Source organism: Mycobacterium sp. 23 (assembly GCF_048287075.1).
GTDB classification, from domain to species: Bacteria; Actinomycetota; Actinomycetes; order Mycobacteriales; family Mycobacteriaceae; genus Mycobacterium; species Mycobacterium gordonae_B.
In genome coordinates this window covers 806977-820395 of sequence record NZ_JBLVUX010000005.1, presented here as the reverse complement: position 1 = coordinate 820395, position 13419 = coordinate 806977, and the positions used below count along the sequence as shown (strand labels likewise).

The following is a 13419-nucleotide window of genomic DNA, read 5'->3' as shown; positions in this document are numbered from 1 at the left end:
TAACTACTATCCGAGGAGCCCGCCGTGCGCACCGTTCATGTGGAAACCACTCTGCCCACCAGCGCCGACCGCGTGTGGTCGGCGATGCTCTCTCCGGCCACATTTCTCTACGTGTGCAGGGGCTTGCTGGGGTTCCCTGCGCTCGCCGGGCGCACCGAGTCTCTGCGGCAGGGTGAGCGCGGTACGGGATGGCTGATGGCCTTCCACGTCATTCCCGCCTACCGGCACACGATTGAGGTCACCGCGGTGGACGAGGCGACCGGCACGATCCGCACCCGGGAGCACGGCGGGGTCCTGAAGACTTGGAACCACACCCTGCACGTCGAAGCGCTGCAAGAGAATTCGTGCCGCTACAGCGACACCGTCGACATCGACGCGGGCGTTCTCACCGGTGCCGTCGCGACGATCGCGAACGGGATCTACCGGTATCGGCAGCGGCGTTGGCGCAAACTGGTGCGGCGCCTGGCGGGCTGACGCGGGTCAGGAAAGGCTGTGCACGCTTTCTTCGCGGCGTTTGACCAGCAGCCACGTTTCCTCGTCACCCCCGCGGATCCGGGTCATGGCGTAGCGTCCGCGCATCTTGTCGCCCCGCAGGTCGAATGAAACATGGCCGCAAGCAAGGCCCTTGGACATGTCGTGGTGGGTTCCGTTGGCGTATGTGCCGTGGTCCCAGACGATTACGCTGTCGGGGCCGTGCCGGCCCTCGGGCATCACACCCTCGAAAGCCGCATAGTCAAGGGGATGGTCTTCGGCGCGCCGGGCCATCCGCTGATCCGCGGGACTCGCCGACGGGCCGTCGGATATGGTCCACGACACCAACACTCCGTCGATTTCCAGCCGGAAGTCGTAGTGGTCGCTGCGTGCCAGTCGGTGCTGAACGACGAAGCACGGCCCGTCAACAGGAGCGCGGCGCTGTCGTCGATGTCGGCCACCTTGCTCATAGTTGGTTAAGGACATGACAGTTGCATACCCGAGTGCTGGTCCGGAAAACTGTTGAACTGATTACACTTTCGCCTACGCGTCCCGCCAGGTGAGCGCCATCCCGTTACCTGCCAACCAACCGGCCAGGTCATATGCGTTGCGGGCCAACCCATCGATGACTGTGACGGCGCGCCGGATCGCCAGTTCGGCGACGTCCTGACTCAGCAGTCCCTGGTGCACGGCGTCCAACAACTCGTCGACGTCGGCCAAATTCGCGCCGTTACCGGTGCTCACCTCGATGTCGAGGTAGTGGTCCTCCGAACGCCACACCGTGCGACCGGGTGTGTATTCACCGATGTCGAGGTAGAAGTCGTGGTCGCGCTCATGGCCCGGGTTGAAGTGAAACACCGTGGTGCGCAACCCGAGCGACGGCAGCAGCCAGGACTCCAGGTAGTGGAATTGCTCACGGCCCGGTGTCGGGCGAGCCAGATAGAGACCCCACGGATGCACGACGTACTGGTCGACCGCCCGCACGATGCCCTTCGGATCGGTGTTGGTGCGGGCGGCCAGGTCGAACGTCTCGTGCTTCGGAGCATGGATGAAGTCACTCTACCTACGAAGACGCAATTTCCAGCGGACAAAGCAGGCGTAGAACACCGACAGCGCGGCCAGCATACCCATGTCCAGCAACCAGACCTTGGATGTGTGCTGCCAGAACCTGTCCTGCGGGACCAGCGAGCCGGGCACCAGCGACCGCACATCGACCGTCGACGCGGCCGCGGCATAGCCCCACCGTGCCGGCACCACCGTAGAAACCTGTTCCAACACAATCCGATTGGTTACCGGCACCATTCCACCGCACAGCACGAGCTGCGCCATGATCGACACCACGAACAGCGGCATGATCTGTTCAGTGGAACGGACCATCGCCGAGATGCCCAGACCCAGCAGCGCCGAGGCCACGCAGGTAGCGGCCACGGTAAAGAACAACTCGAAGGTGGCTGCGCCGTTCCCGTGCCCCAGCACCAACCCGCCCCGGGTCGGTGCACCCTTGCCTACGACGACGATGGCGCTGGCGATCGCGGCCTGCAGCACCGCGAACACACAGAACACCGCCGTCTTGGCCAGCAGGTACGCCGTCGTCGACAAACCCACCGCTTGTTCGCGCTGGAAGATCGCCCGCTCACCGACCAGGTCGCGAATCGTCAGGGCGGTGCCCATGAATGCCGCGGCCAGCAGCAGCAGGTTCAGGATCTGCGCGGATTCGTCCGGAGTGCCGCCGTGCTCGCCGACCGCCCGGAATCCGTTCGAGCCGGGCACCGTCAGCGACAGGGCGCCGAGGATGAACGGCAACAGTGCCAGGAACACGAAGTAGGCGCGGTCGGCGACCACCAACCGAACCTGGCGGCGGGCGACGGTCGAGATCTGCCGGCGCACGCTGGTGTGGACCGGTTCACCCAGGTCAGCGGGGGCCGAGTCCGGCCCTGGCCGTTCCTGTGACTGACTGCGTTCCAGGAATCGGCGGTTGGCTTCGGCCGGGTCGGCACCCACCTGGCTGAATATCTTGGCCCAGTTGGTGGTGCCCATCGCGCCACCGATCTGGTCGGGCGGACCGCAGTACGCCGTCTTACCCCCGGGTGCCACCAGCAGCAGCTGATCGCAGATGTCGAGGTAGGACAACATATGCGTGACAACGATCACCACCCGGCCGGCGTCGGCCAGTTGACGCAGCATCATCATCACCTGGTGGTCGAGTGCTGGGTCCAGGCCCGACGTCGGCTCGTCGAGGATGAGCAGCGACGGTCCGGTGAGCAGTTCGAGCGCCACCGAGGCCCGTTTGCGCTGCCCCCCGGAGAGCTTGTCCACCCGGGTGTCGGCGTGTTTGGTGAGATCGAGTTCTTCGAGAACCTGGGCCACCACCCGGGCGCGGTCGGATTTGCTGGTGTCCGGTGGCAGGCGGAGCTCGGCGGCGTAACCGAGCGCCTGGTGCACGGTCAGCTGCCGGTGCACGACGTCGTCCTGCGGGACCATGCCGATCTTGCTGCGCAACGACGCATACTCCCCGTGTACGTCATGACCTTCGAAGCTGACCGAGCCCTTACTCGGGCGAGCGTACCCGGCGACGAGCCGGGCCAGTGTGCTTTTTCCGGCGCCCGACCCGCCGATGACGGCGGTCAGCGTTCCGGGCCGGGCGGTCAGGGAGATGCCGTGCAGCAGCTGTTTGCCGTTGTCGACGGTGTAGTCGACCCCGCGTACCTCGAGACCACCGGTGCGGCTTGCGGTTTCATTGCGCGGAACGAGGGTGCCGTCGCTGAACTGCAGGTCGACGTTGCCGATGGTGACCACGTCACCGTGAGACAGGATCGCCGAACCGACCCTGGTGCCGTTGACGAAGGTTCCGTTGACGCTACGGTCCTGGATCTCGGTGCCCAGCGGCGTGGTGCGCAGCGTCGCGTGCTGACGGCTGGCCAGCACGTCGGACACGACGATGTCGTTGTCGTTCGCGCGGCCGATCGTGATGGCGCCGGTCGACTTCGGGGCCCCGGAGATCGCGCCCGAGCGCGGCGACAGGATTCTGACCATGCGGGTGGCCAGGCCCGATACGTCCGCGGATTTGGCGTCGATGACCGTGAGTTCAGCGGGCGGCGGCCCGGCGTTGACGGTGGTGACTTCCTCGGGCGGCATCGGTGGGGCCGGCGGGCGCCTGGGCGGCGGCGGGACTGGACGCCCGTTGGGCGGCGGTGGCGCCGGACGCGGTGGGCCCACCGACCATGCCAGGGTGGGCGGCCCGCTGTCGTGACGGGCCCCATTGTTGAAGGTGCTGGGTGGCCGGCCCGCCGGCCCCCGCTGCCGCCCGACCTCGAAGGTGAGCCTTGGCCCGGCGGGATTGCCGACGTTGATGCTCTGGCCGTCGTGGATGTCGACGACGGGCATCCGGTAACCGTTGACGTAGGTGCCGTTCAGCGAGCCGTTGTCGATCGCCAGCCAGCGACCCTGGTCGAAGCGCAGGATCAGGTGCGCGCGGGAGATACGGGGGTCCGGGATGCGGAGATCGGCGTGCAGATCGCGCCCGACGACCACCTCATACCCCGGGGCGAAGGAACGTTGGGACCCGTCGTGCCGAATCGTCAGGGCCGGCGGGGTTGGTCGACTCACCACTCCCAGATTAGCCCGCTCGCACGTTGCTGGTTGTGTCCCAGCTGTGACGTTCCTATGTGTCCCGAGCCGCCATACATAGCTGTTTCATAGCTTGCATCCCGTCCTGCGCCAATGCTTTTCATGCATCATGCCAATGGAGGAGGGGATTTTCCGGATGGAAGAACGACCAGGCGCGACCCGGCGTCTCAGGGCTGGGCTCAGGGCCGGCCGCGGGCTTGTGACAACGGTCACGCACCGCCGGCGCCGGGTCCCCGCGTCCGGGTCCGCACCCCAAACCTCGGATCGGCCGGGCATGGCCCGCGGCGCGTCGTTCGCCGGCTACACGATCCTGCGTCAGCTCGGCGCCGGCGGGATGGCCGAGGTGTATCTAGCGCTGCATCCGAGGTTGCCCCGCCGCGACGTCATCAAGGTGCTTGCCGAGGCGATCACCGCGGACACCGAGTTCCGCGAAAGGTTCAACCGGGAGGCCGATCTCGCGGCGACATTGTGGCATCCGCACATCGTCGGCGTGCACGACCGCGGCGAATTCCAGGGCCAGCTCTGGATTTCCATGGATTACGTCGAAGGCACCGACGCATCGCGGTTGGTGAGAGAGGCTCACCCGCAGGGAATGCCGGTCGGCGACGTGTGCGCGATACTCGACGCCGTTGCCGGAGCACTGGATTACGCCCACGACCGTGGCCTGCTGCACCGCGACGTCAAACCCGCGAACATCCTGCTCACCCACCCCGAAGCGGACCCGCACGGCCAGGACCGCCGAATCCTGTTGGCGGACTTCGGCGTTGCGCGTCACCTCGCGGACATCAGCGGAATCACCCAGACCAACGTCGCGGTCGGAACCGTCGCCTACGCGGCGCCCGAGCAGCTGGCGGGCTCCAACATCGACCGGCGCGCCGACCAATATGCGCTGGCCGCCACGGCATTTCACCTCCTCACCGGTGCGCCGCCATTTCGCAACGCCAACCCCGTCGCGGTCATCAGCCAGCACCTGCACGACGCGCCGCCCCGGCTCAGCGACCATCGTCCGGATCTGGCCCGCCTGGATGACGTGTTCGCCAGAGCGCTGGCCAAGAACCCGGAGGATCGGTTCGAGCGGTGCCGGATGTTCGCCGCCGCGGTCCGTGCGGGATCGGATGAAGCCGTTGCGACCGATCTACCCGAGCCGGCGCCTGCTCCAGGCGTCCGGGTCCGCCGGATCCCGCCCCGCGTCCGGATGGCGGCCGCCCTGGTCTGTGCGGTGCTGATCGCCGTAGCGGCGACTTGGTCGACGCTGTACAGCTTCGAGCCCGACCCGTCCCAGCCCAACCCAGCCCTGGCCGCCCGGCCCGCCGCGCCGGCGCCGTCCGCGGCGGTGACCGCACCGTCCGGCAGGGTGCTCGACGGCATCTACCGACTCGATCTGAACCGGGCGAAGCGCACTACCAACGGCACCCCGATCCGCCACGACGGAGGTACCACCAACTGGTGGGCGTTCCGTTCGGTCTGCACGTCCGGCGGGTGCGCCGCCACCGGGGTTCGGCTTGACGACGGCACTCATCAGGTGGCAGACACCACCGACGGCGGCGAGACCGACACCCTGAAATTCGCCGCCGGTTACTGGCAGGGCGCCTCCCAGCAGATACGGATCAGCTGTCATCAGGCGAACCAGGCGGGGCAGAACACCCAGCAGGAGACCGTGGCGCTGTCGCTGGCTCTGCAGTCCGACGGCACCCTGCGCGGCGTGCAGACCGAGACGGTCGGCAGCAACGAATGCGGCGCCCAGGGTGCGGTGCTGCGGGTGCCGGTGGTGGCGACGCGGGTTGGTGACGTGCCGGCGAACCTGCCACTGGCCGACCCGGCGCAGGTGATCGGTGCGGCTGCCGTGCCGGCCACCCGTCCGATGCCGCCGGTACTGGGCGGAAGTTGCAGCGACGTGGACAAGCTCGGCTACGACCAGACCAGCAACGAGCAGGTCGTCTGCGAGGGCGGAGTGTGGGGCAAGGCGCCGATCACGACCGGGGTGCACTCCGCCGGCAGTTCGTGTGACCGACCGGACATCCCGGTCTTCGCCATGTCCGCGTCCAGCGACGGGTATCTGATCGAATGCAACCCGGTCACCCGGGTATGGGCCCGGCACAGCTGACCTGGGCGGTGTTCCCGCGCGGAACAAAGCTTGTCGGTGGCTGGTTCTACCCTGGTGCTATGGCTTTCGCCACCGAACACCCAGTACTCGCCCATTCGGAATACCGCGCTGTCGACGAGGTCGTGCGTTCCGGAGCCCGCTTCGAGGTGGTCAGCCCACACCAACCCGCCGGCGACCAGCCCGCCGCCATCGAGGAGCTCGAGCGCCGGATCAGGGCAGGGGAGCGCGACGTGGTGCTGCTCGGTGCCACCGGCACCGGCAAATCGGCGACCACCGCCTGGCTGATCGAGCGCCTCCAGCGGCCCACCCTGGTGATGGCGCCGAACAAGACGCTGGCCGCCCAGCTGGCCAATGAACTGCGAGAAATGTTGCCGCACAACGCGGTCGAGTACTTCGTCTCGTACTACGACTACTACCAGCCAGAGGCATACATCGCGCAGACCGACACCTACATCGAGAAAGACAGCTCGATCAACGACGACGTCGAACGATTGCGGCACTCGGCGACCTCGAGCCTGCTGTCCCGCCGCGACGTGGTGGTGGTGGCGTCGGTGTCGTGCATCTACGGCCTGGGCACGCCGCAGTCCTATCTGGACCGCTCCGTCGAGCTGCAGGTCGGGATGGAGGTGCCGCGCGACGGGCTGCTGCGGCTGCTGGTCGACGTCCAGTACACGCGCAACGACCTGTCGTTCACCCGCGGCTCGTTCCGGGTGCGCGGCGACACCGTGGAGATCATCCCGTCCTACGAAGAGCTCGCCGTACGCATCGAGTTCTTCGGCGACGAGGTCGAGTCGCTGTACTACTTGCACCCGCTCACCGGCGACGTCGTCCGCCAGGTCGACTCGCTGCGGATCTTCCCCGCCACCCACTACGTGGCCGGTCCCGAGCGGATGGCTGTGGCCATCTCGACGATCGAGCAGGAGCTGGCCGACCGGCTCGCCGAACTCGAGGGGCAGGGCAAGCTGCTGGAAGCGCAGCGGCTGCGGATGCGCACCAACTACGACATCGAGATGATGCGGCAGGTCGGGTTCTGCTCGGGCATCGAGAACTATTCGCGCCACATCGACGGGCGCGGTCCCGGTTCGCCTCCCGCGACCCTGCTGGACTACTTCCCCGAGGATTTCCTGATGGTCATCGACGAGTCGCACGTCACCGTGCCGCAGATCGGTGGCATGTACGAGGGCGACATGTCGCGCAAGCGCAACCTCGTCGAATACGGGTTCCGGTTGCCCTCGGCGGTCGACAACCGCCCCCTGACCTGGGAGGAATTCGCCGATCGGATCGGGCAGACGGTGTACCTGTCCGCCACACCGGGGCCCTACGAGCTCAGCCAGACCGGCGGCGAGTTCGTCGAGCAGGTGATCCGCCCGACCGGCCTCGTCGACCCGAAGGTCGTGGTCAAACCGACCAAGGGCCAGATCGACGACCTCATCGGCGAGATCCGCAAACGCACCGAACGCGACGAACGGGTCCTGGTAACCACCCTCACCAAGAAGATGGCCGAGGACCTCACCGACTACCTGCTGGAGATGGGTATCCGGGTCCGCTACCTGCATTCCGAGGTCGACACGCTGCGCCGGGTCGAGCTGCTGCGCCAGCTGCGGCTCGGCGAGTACGACGTGCTGGTCGGCATCAACCTGCTGCGCGAGGGCCTTGACCTGCCCGAGGTGTCGTTGGTGTCGATCCTGGACGCCGACAAGGAGGGCTTTTTGCGCTCGGTGCGCAGCCTGATCCAGACCATCGGCCGTGCCGCGCGGAACGTCTCCGGCGAAGTGCACATGTACGCCGACAAGATCACCGACTCGATGAAGGAGGCGATCGACGAGACCGAGCGCCGCCGCGCCAAGCAGATCGCCTACAACGAGGCCAACGGAATCGATCCGCAGCCGTTGCGCAAGAAGATCGCCGACATCCTCGACCAGGTCTACCGCGAGGCCGACGACACGGACGTCGAGATCGGCGGGTCGGGACGCAACGCCTCCCGCGGCCGGCGCGCGCAGGGCGAGCCCGGCCGGGCCGTGAGCGCCGGTGTGATCGAGGGGCGCGACACCTCCACGATGCCGCGCGCCGAGTTGGCCGACCTGATCAAGGACCTCACCGCGCAGATGATGGCCGCCGCGCGTGACCTGCAGTTCGAGCTGGCCGCCCGGTTCCGCGATGAGATCGCCGACCTGAAGAAAGAGCTGCGCGGGATGGACGCCGCCGGTCTGAAGTGACGCAGACGACGAGCGAGACCGGCAGCTGGCGTCAGCTGCTCGGCCGGCACCTGGGCACATCCACGGTGCTGGCGGGCGGGGTCGCCATGTACGCCACCAACGAGTTCCTGACCGTCAGTCTGCTGCCCAGCACCATCGCCGACATCGGTGGAGACCGCCTCTACGCCTGGGTGGTCACCCTCTACCTGGTCGGATCGGTGGTCGCGGCGACCACCGTGAACTCGATCCTGCGCCGCTTCGGGGCTCGCTCGTCCTTTCTGCTGGGGCTGGCCGTTTTCGGGGTGGCCAGCGTGGCCTGCGCGATGGCCCCGACCATGCAGGTGCTGATCGCGGGACGCACCCTGCAGGGCGTCGCCGGCGGCACCCTGGCCGGGCTGGGCTACGCGCTGATCAACGCCGCGCTGCCGCGCGAACTGTGGACGCGGGGCTCGGCGCTGGTCTCGGCGATGTGGGGCGTTGCGACGGTGGTCGGGCCGGCGATGGGTGGTTTGTTCGCGCAATTCGGTCTGTGGCGCTGGGCTTTCGGCGCGATGGCCGTCCTCGCGGCGCTGCTGGCCATTCTGGTTCCGGCGGTGCTGGCGGCCAGCGCAACCGCCGAGGACGAACCGGCGGCCCCTGCGCTCCGGGTGCCGGTCGGCTCGTTGCTGCTGGTCGGCGCGGCCGCGTTGGCCGTCAGCGTCGCCCAGCTACCGCACAATTCCACCGCGATCGGCGCACTGCTCGTGGTGGGCGTGCTATTGGTCGCGGCGTTCGTCATCGTGGACCGGCGCAGCCGGGCGGCCGTCCTGCCGCCCAGTGTGTTCGGAACCGGGCCGCTGAAGTGGATCTACCTGACACTGGCCGTGCTGATGATGGCCGTCATGGTCGACACCTATGTGCCGCTGTTCGGTCAGCGCCTGGGGCACCTGACTCCGGTTGCGGCCGGTTTCCTCGGCGCCTCGCTGGCGGTCGGATGGACACTGAGCGAGGTCGCCAGCGCTTCGCTGACCAACCCACGGGTGATCAACCGCGTCGTCCTGGTCGCGCCGCTGCTGATGGCATCCGGGCTCGCGTTCGGTGCCGTCACCCAGCGTGCCGACGCGTCGCCCGGCCTGATCGCGGTGTGGGCCCTGGCCTTGCTCATCGCCGGAACAGGCATCGGGATGGCCTGGCCGCATCTGTCGGCACGTGCGATGGACTCCGTAGACGATCCCTCGGAGAGCGGCGCGGCAGCCGCGGCGATCAACACCGTCCAGTTGATCTCCGCGTCGTTCGGCGCCGGACTCGCGGGTGTCGTGGTGAACTCGGCCAGCGGAGGTGAGCTGATGGAGGCGCGCTGGCTGTATGGGGTCTTCACAGTGCTGGCGGCGCTCGGTGTGCTGGCCTCCTACCGGGCGACTCGCACCGCGCGTCGCTCGACGCCACCGGCAGCCGAGTTGCGCCCCTGACGAACCTGCACCTCTTACGGTGGAGGAGTGACGGAGACGGTCAGCGAGACCGGCAGCTGGCGTGAGCTGCTCGGACAGCACCTGGGCACCTGCACCGTATTGGCCGGTGGCGTTGCGCTGTACGCCACCAACGAGTTCCTCACCGTCAGCATGCTGCCCAGCATCGTCGCCGATATCGGCGGTGACCGACTGTTCTCCTGGGCGACGACGCTGTACCTGATCGGCTCGGTGGTCGCGGCCACCACCGTCAACCCGATGCTGCAGCGGGTCGGCGCCCGATCCTCCTATCTGATGGGGCTCACCGTGTTCGGGCTCGCCGGCCTGGTCTCGGCGCTGGCGCCGACCATGGAAGTGCTGGTGGCGGGGCGCATGCTGCAGGGTGTGGCCGGCGGCCTGTTGGCGGGTCTGGGATACGCGCTGATCAACACCGCGCTGCCGCGCCACCTGTGGACCCGTGGTTCGGCGCTGGTGTCGACCATGTGGGGTGTCGCCACGCTGATCGGGCCCACCGCGGGCGGCATATTCGCTCAGTTCGGTTGGTGGCGATGGGCTTTCGTCGCGATGGGCCTGGCGGCCGCACTGATGGCCGTGCTGGTGGTGAAAGTCGTTACAGCACAAACTGATTCGCAAGAAGAGTCGCCGAACCGGGCGGTGCCCATCTGGTCGCTGCTGCTGATGGGAGCCGCCGCGCTCGCCGTCAGCGTCGCGGCGCTTCCGCACTACCTCGTCCAGACGCTGGGTCTGCTGGCCGCCGCGGTGCTGCTGGTTGCCGTCTTTCTGTTCGTCGACTGGCGCATGCACGTTGCGGTGTTGCCGCGCAGCGTGTTCGGCCCCGGTCCGTTGAAGTGGATCTATCTGACGATGGCCGTGCAGATGGTCGCCGCGATGGCCAACACCTACGTGCCGCTGTTCGGCCAGCAACTGGCCGACCTCAGCCCGGTGGAGGCGGGCTTTCTCGGCGCGGCACTGGCCACCGGGTGGACCATCGGAGAGATCGCCAGTGCGTCGTTGACGAACCGTCAGGTGATCGGCCATGTCGTCGCGGCCGCGCCGCTGGTGATGGCGGCGGGCCTGGCGCTGGGCGCGGCGACCCAGCGCCCGTACGCCCCGCTCGGGATTGTCGCGATCTGGGCGCTGGCTCTGCTGATCACTGGCGCAGGCATCGGGATGGCGTGGCCGCACCTCGCGGTGCGGGCGATGACGGCGGTCGACGACCCGGCCGAAAGCAGCGCCGCGGCCGCCGCGATCAACATCATCCAGCTGAGTTCCGGGGCCTTCGGCGCCGGTCTGGCCGGCGTGGTGGTCAACACCGCGCCGGGCGGTGAGGTGACCTCAGCGCGCTGGTTGTTCTCGGTGTTCACGGCGCTCGCCGCGCTCGGCTTCCTCGCGTCGTATCAGGCCACGCACCGGGACCGGCGCTCAGCGGGTTGACTTCACGACCTGGGAGTAGTGGAACTGCCACCGTTCCACGATGTGAAAGCCGAGGTAGCTCGGGAACTGGTAGACCGGTGCCCGCCCGAATGCCGTGCCCGGCGGCAACGTCTGTCCGACTTGATGATCCGGCAGTGACTTGTCCCGGTTCGTGATCGTCCACAGCGCCGGGCATTTGTTGATCTTTGCCGTCGTCAGCCATACCGCGACGTGGCCGTCCCACAGCGCACCGACCTTGGGGCCGTAAAACCCCCGCTCGACGTCGATCAGCGGGTGGAACGCGGCGGGCCTGCTTGCCAGCAGGGCCCGGATGGGTCCGGGCCGCCACGGGACCGTGTTGTCCACCAGCAGGCAGTCACCCGGCGAGGCGTGGGCGCTGATCACTTCGGCGACCTGGCTGTAGTCCCAGCCCTCCTTGGCGTACGGACCGCGCTGGGTGAAGTAGTAGTTGGGGAAGGCCGCGCCGGCCAGGACCACCACGAGCGCGACGACCTGCCAGCGCTTGCGGGCGATCGCGACGATGCAGACCGCAAGCACGACGGCCGCGCCGGGAGCGGTGAATATCAGGTAGCGCGGATAGTAAATCGGTTCGCCGACGGCTGAATAGATCAGGACGGTCGCGGTGGGAATCACCACCCACAGGGCGCTGACGAGCAGCAACCGGCCCGCGCCGTTCTCGGTCCGAGCCTTGCCGGCCAACCGCAACACGGCGGCGGCCAGCACCAGAACGCCCGCCAGAATCGCGAACGGGACGCTGTAGTCGAAGTACTGGCGGTGTACGACGTCGAGGAACAGGTTCCGGTTGAGCCCGTTGATCCACCCGACCTGCCACACCTGTTTGTGGGCAAACAGTATGAACGGCGTCATCGCGCCGAGAGCAACCCCCGACGCCACGCCCAGCCAGATGGCGGGCCACTTACGCGGCCGGCCGGGCGCCCCCGCCGTCGCTACCAGCGGCAGGACCGCGGCGTAGACCAACACCAACAGCACCATGTTGACGTTGACCAGGATGGCCACCATCAACAACAGCGCGTAGGACACCCACAGCCGCGCGCGATTGCGCCGGGTCGCGACAACCACCAGCACCGTCAGCCAGGCCGCCACCGCCACGACCAGCGCCGACGAGCGCGCCTCGATGCCCGCCCAGGTCACCCGCGGGAGGATGGCGAAGACCGCTCCCGCGCACAGGGCCGTCCCGCGCCCGGAGAACTGCTTGGCGAACACCACCACACCGGCGGCGGCGGCTCCCACGGCCAGCGCGCTGGGGACCCGCGACCAGAACTCGGTCGGCGGAAATATCGCGAACCAGCCGTGCATCAGCAGGTAGTAGAGCCCGTGCACGGCGTCGATGTGACCGAGCAGTTTCCACAGTTCCGGCAGCGTGCGACTTGCCGAGGCGGAGATGGTCGCGCCCTCGTCGAACCACAGCGACGGCCGGCCGGCCCAGGCCGCGCTGATGACGGCCGTCAGCGTCGCGACGACCCACGGGTCCAGGATGCGGCCCCGCGGATGAGCCGTGGCGGCCGGTTCGGCGTCGTCAGCCACGGGATTTTCGACGATTGACACAGACATGATTGTTTTCAACTTTATGTGTACGGCGGTCTGGACGTGACCCGCGCCGCAAACCTCTCCCGTCGACGTCCAGCAACGCGATAGGGTCTTGGGTTGGCGGAAACCGACACCTGGGAGGGTAAATGAGCGCCTATCAAACCGTGGTCGTAGGGACTGACGGCTCAGATTCGTCGATGCGCGCGGTAGACAGGGCAGCTGCGATCGCGGGGTCGGACGCCAAACTGATCATCGCGTCGGCATACCTGCCGCAGCACGAAGACGCTCGCGCCGTCGACGCCCTGAAGAGCGAGAGCTACAAGGTCACCGGCACCGGCCCGATCTACGAGATCCTGCACGACGCCAAGGAGCGGGCACACAACGCCGGCGCCAAGAACGTCGAGGAGCGGGCCATCGAAGGTGCCCCGGTGGACGCGCTGGTGCAGCTCGCCGAGTCGGAGAAGGCGGACCTGCTGGTGGTCGGCAATGTCGGTTTGAGCACCATCGCGGGCCGGCTGCTGGGTTCGGTGCCGGCCAACGTCTCCCGCAAGGCCAAGGTCGATGTGCTGATCGTGCACACCACCTGAGACCGGGG

10 protein-coding genes are annotated in these 13419 nt (G+C 67.8%); 6 read left to right on the top strand and 4 right to left on the bottom strand.

Annotation, left to right across the window (positions count from 1 at the left end; translation table 11 throughout):
* The first annotated feature begins 24 nt into the window (after nucleotides 1-24).
* A complete protein-coding gene (locus ACNQS7_RS04965) occupies nucleotides 25-474 on the top strand; it encodes a hypothetical protein (protein WP_418011684.1) in 450 nt (149 codons plus the stop codon).
* A gap of 6 nt (nucleotides 475-480) precedes the next feature.
* Here the strand turns inward: ACNQS7_RS04965 and ACNQS7_RS04960 are convergent, their stop codons facing one another.
* The 3 genes from ACNQS7_RS04960 to ACNQS7_RS04950 all read right to left on the bottom strand — a co-directional run bounded on the left by ACNQS7_RS04960 (nucleotide 481) and on the right by ACNQS7_RS04950 (nucleotide 4077).
* Nucleotides 481-957 (bottom strand): DNA polymerase ligase N-terminal domain-containing protein, encoded by a 477-nt coding sequence (locus ACNQS7_RS04960; RefSeq protein ID WP_418011683.1) that lies wholly within the window; start codon nucleotides 955-957, stop codon nucleotides 481-483.
* A gap of 57 nt (nucleotides 958-1014) precedes the next feature.
* Complete coding sequence (locus ACNQS7_RS04955) at nucleotides 1015-1455, bottom strand: DUF402 domain-containing protein (protein ID WP_418011682.1); 441 nt, start codon at nucleotides 1453-1455, stop codon at nucleotides 1015-1017.
* Between the two features lie 75 nt (nucleotides 1456-1530).
* Nucleotides 1531-4077, bottom strand: a complete 2547-nt coding sequence (locus ACNQS7_RS04950) for an FHA domain-containing protein (RefSeq protein ID WP_418011681.1) — start codon at nucleotides 4075-4077, stop codon at nucleotides 1531-1533.
* A 157-nt stretch (nucleotides 4078-4234) separates the two neighbouring features.
* Here ACNQS7_RS04950 and ACNQS7_RS04945 point away from each other — a divergent pair, with 157 nt between their 5' ends.
* From ACNQS7_RS04945 to ACNQS7_RS04930, 4 genes are read left to right on the top strand one after another with little or no spacing between them, the layout of a single operon-like run.
* A complete protein-coding gene (locus ACNQS7_RS04945; protein WP_418011680.1) occupies nucleotides 4235-6202 on the top strand; it encodes a serine/threonine-protein kinase in 1968 nt (655 codons plus the stop codon).
* A 59-nt stretch (nucleotides 6203-6261) separates the two neighbouring features.
* Nucleotides 6262-8418 (top strand): excinuclease ABC subunit UvrB, encoded by a 2157-nt coding sequence (uvrB, locus tag ACNQS7_RS04940; protein WP_055579158.1) that lies wholly within the window; start codon nucleotides 6262-6264, stop codon nucleotides 8416-8418.
* Nucleotides 8415-9845, top strand: coding sequence for an MFS transporter (locus ACNQS7_RS04935; RefSeq protein WP_418011679.1), 1431 nt, complete (start codon nucleotides 8415-8417; stop codon nucleotides 9843-9845). The genes uvrB and ACNQS7_RS04935 overlap by 4 nt, the downstream gene beginning before the upstream one ends.
* A gap of 27 nt (nucleotides 9846-9872) precedes the next feature.
* A complete protein-coding gene (locus ACNQS7_RS04930) occupies nucleotides 9873-11276 on the top strand; it encodes an MFS transporter (RefSeq protein ID WP_418011678.1) in 1404 nt (467 codons plus the stop codon).
* Here the strand turns inward: ACNQS7_RS04930 and ACNQS7_RS04925 are convergent.
* Complete coding sequence (locus ACNQS7_RS04925; protein WP_418011677.1) at nucleotides 11265-12848, bottom strand: glycosyltransferase family 39 protein; 1584 nt, start codon at nucleotides 12846-12848, stop codon at nucleotides 11265-11267. The two genes, ACNQS7_RS04930 and ACNQS7_RS04925, sit on opposite strands and share 12 nt — an antisense overlap.
* Before the next feature lie 122 nt (nucleotides 12849-12970).
* Here ACNQS7_RS04925 and ACNQS7_RS04920 point away from each other — a divergent pair, with 122 nt between their 5' ends.
* Nucleotides 12971-13411 (top strand): universal stress protein, encoded by a 441-nt coding sequence (locus tag ACNQS7_RS04920; protein WP_055579162.1) that lies wholly within the window; start codon nucleotides 12971-12973, stop codon nucleotides 13409-13411.
* Nucleotides 13412-13419: the final 8 nt, after the last annotated feature.